Raw genomic sequence first — 1,488 nt, 5'->3', positions numbered from 1 at the left:
ATGTACGCGAAGTGGTGCAACGCTGCGAGCTGGTCACTCTGCTGCCACTGACCGATGGCAAGCTCAAAGGCTATCTGAAACACAAGTTTGAGCGAGCAGGCGGCGACATCGCCAAAGTGATGGACGAAAGTGCCATTGATGCGATTGCCGACCGCCTGACGGTACGCAGCCGCACGGCAAAAGGCGCAGAACAGCACAGCCTGCTGTATCCGCTGGCGGTGAACAATCTGGTGAGCGCTGCCATGAATGAGGCAGCAGAACTGGGGTTCGATGTTGTCGATGCCGATGTGGTTCAGGGGGTGTGAGATGGAATGCATAAAAATTTTCGTAGGCCGCCTGCTGTTATGCATGCCGTTTGCTCTGATACTGGCTTGGGTTATTCCTGAACAGCCTGACCGGCAAATTTCAAAACATCCAATACAAACGGTACCGACAACAGGTGAAAAAAATCCGTGGGCAGCGATGCCCGATGAGGAGCTACCTCTCGGTGATGCGGAGGTGGCGAGATGAGGGAGCGCGACTACAGCAATATTAAAGCCAAAGTATGGCGCGAACAAACAGGCCTCTTATGTTGCGAGTTAAGCACTTTGGATGACCGGTTTATTTTGATGATAGTGTCAGCAGACAAAGGTGAAGACGAAGCCGGTTTGGTACAGACGGCATTGAATTGCTTGAGCCATAAGGATTTGGCTATGGCAGGTAGAAAGGTGGCATGAGATGGATCTAAAACAGTTAATCGAGCTGCAGCGAAAGATTGACAAAGCACTTTGTGATTTTGACGACAAAATGCGTGCTTATTTCCCGCCGGAGGCTTTCAAGCGACTGATTTGGGAAAGCCATCCGCAAGGGTTTGTATTTGAGTGGATGGGCATGCAGCCTGTATTCGAACAGTTTTTAAAAGAGAAATATCCTGATGTTTCCGCTGAATTGGAAGCGGCATTTAAAAGTTTTAAGGAACTGTCATGAAAGTACGTTGCCCTGCCTGTGGAGCCACCAGCAGTCTTGATGTCTTGATTGCCCACGACGAAGCCCGTAGCGCGCTGGTGGAGTTGTCGGGTATATCCGATGAACTGGTACGGTGCTGCCTGAAATACCTGACCCTGTTTCGGCCGGGTGAAAAAGATTTGACCTTTGCCCGAGTGGCCAAACTGGTCGGTGAGATTGCACCGATGATCAGAGCCTGCGAAATCACCCGTAATCGCAAAGCCTACCCCGCCCCGCGCGAGGCTTGGATTTGGGCATTCACCCGCTGCCTTGAAGCCCGCGATATGGGCAAGTTGCAAACCCCGCTGACCAGCCACGGTTTCTTATTGGAAAACATTACCTTTTGGACACCGGAAAAGACGGCGGGTATGGCAGTGGCGCCAGTTGGTCAGATGCAGGATGACAAACCAGCAGATAGCAAGCTGAGACAAGGTGTGGGCGGATTGTTGGAGTGGGCAAATGAGGGGGGAAATTGAATGGTTGAGAAAAGAAATTGCGGCGGGC

5 protein-coding genes are annotated in these 1,488 nt (G+C 51.7%); all 5 read left to right on the top strand.

The window, feature by feature from the left end:
- Positions 1 to 11 precede the first annotated feature (11 nt).
- Genes ACEPPX_RS11755 through ACEPPX_RS11735 form a run of 5 tightly spaced genes read left to right on the top strand, consistent with a single transcriptional unit; the run spans position 12 to position 1,460 of the window.
- The gene (locus tag ACEPPX_RS11755; RefSeq protein ID WP_416624191.1) at positions 12 to 305 is read left to right on the top strand and encodes a hypothetical protein; all 294 of its coding nucleotides are present in this window, start codon (positions 12 to 14) and stop codon (positions 303 to 305) included.
- 1 nt (position 306) lies between these two features.
- Complete coding sequence (locus ACEPPX_RS11750; protein WP_416624190.1) at positions 307 to 510, top strand: hypothetical protein; 204 nt, start codon at positions 307 to 309, stop codon at positions 508 to 510.
- On the top strand, positions 507 to 716 hold the full coding sequence (locus ACEPPX_RS11745) for a hypothetical protein (protein WP_416624189.1): 210 nt from the start codon (positions 507 to 509) through the stop codon (positions 714 to 716). The genes ACEPPX_RS11750 and ACEPPX_RS11745 overlap by 4 nt, the downstream gene beginning before the upstream one ends.
- 1 nt (position 717) lies before the next feature.
- The gene (locus ACEPPX_RS11740; protein ID WP_416624188.1) at positions 718 to 966 is read left to right on the top strand and encodes a hypothetical protein; all 249 of its coding nucleotides are present in this window, start codon (positions 718 to 720) and stop codon (positions 964 to 966) included.
- On the top strand, positions 963 to 1,460 hold the full coding sequence (locus ACEPPX_RS11735) for a hypothetical protein (protein WP_416624187.1): 498 nt from the start codon (positions 963 to 965) through the stop codon (positions 1,458 to 1,460). The genes ACEPPX_RS11740 and ACEPPX_RS11735 overlap by 4 nt, the downstream gene beginning before the upstream one ends.
- Positions 1,461 to 1,488: the final 28 nt, after the last annotated feature.

It is taken from the genome of Neisseria sp. S1 (genome assembly GCF_048060015.1).
In the GTDB taxonomy this organism is placed as follows: domain Bacteria; phylum Pseudomonadota; class Gammaproteobacteria; order Burkholderiales; family Neisseriaceae; genus Neisseria; species Neisseria arctica.
Note: the sequence above shows the minus strand (reverse complement) of the source record. Positions and strands in the feature narration are given on the sequence as shown.

Coding starts and splice junctions, on each gene's coding strand:
- ACEPPX_RS11735 (WP_416624187.1), top strand. CDS start 963: ATGAAAGTACGTTGCCCTGCCTGTGGAGCCACCAGCAGTCTTGATGTC.
- ACEPPX_RS11745 (WP_416624189.1), top strand. CDS start 507: ATGAGGGAGCGCGACTACAGCAATATTAAAGCCAAAGTATGGCGCGAA.
- ACEPPX_RS11750 (WP_416624190.1), top strand. CDS start 307: ATGGAATGCATAAAAATTTTCGTAGGCCGCCTGCTGTTATGCATGCCG.
- ACEPPX_RS11740 (WP_416624188.1), top strand. CDS start 718: ATGGATCTAAAACAGTTAATCGAGCTGCAGCGAAAGATTGACAAAGCA.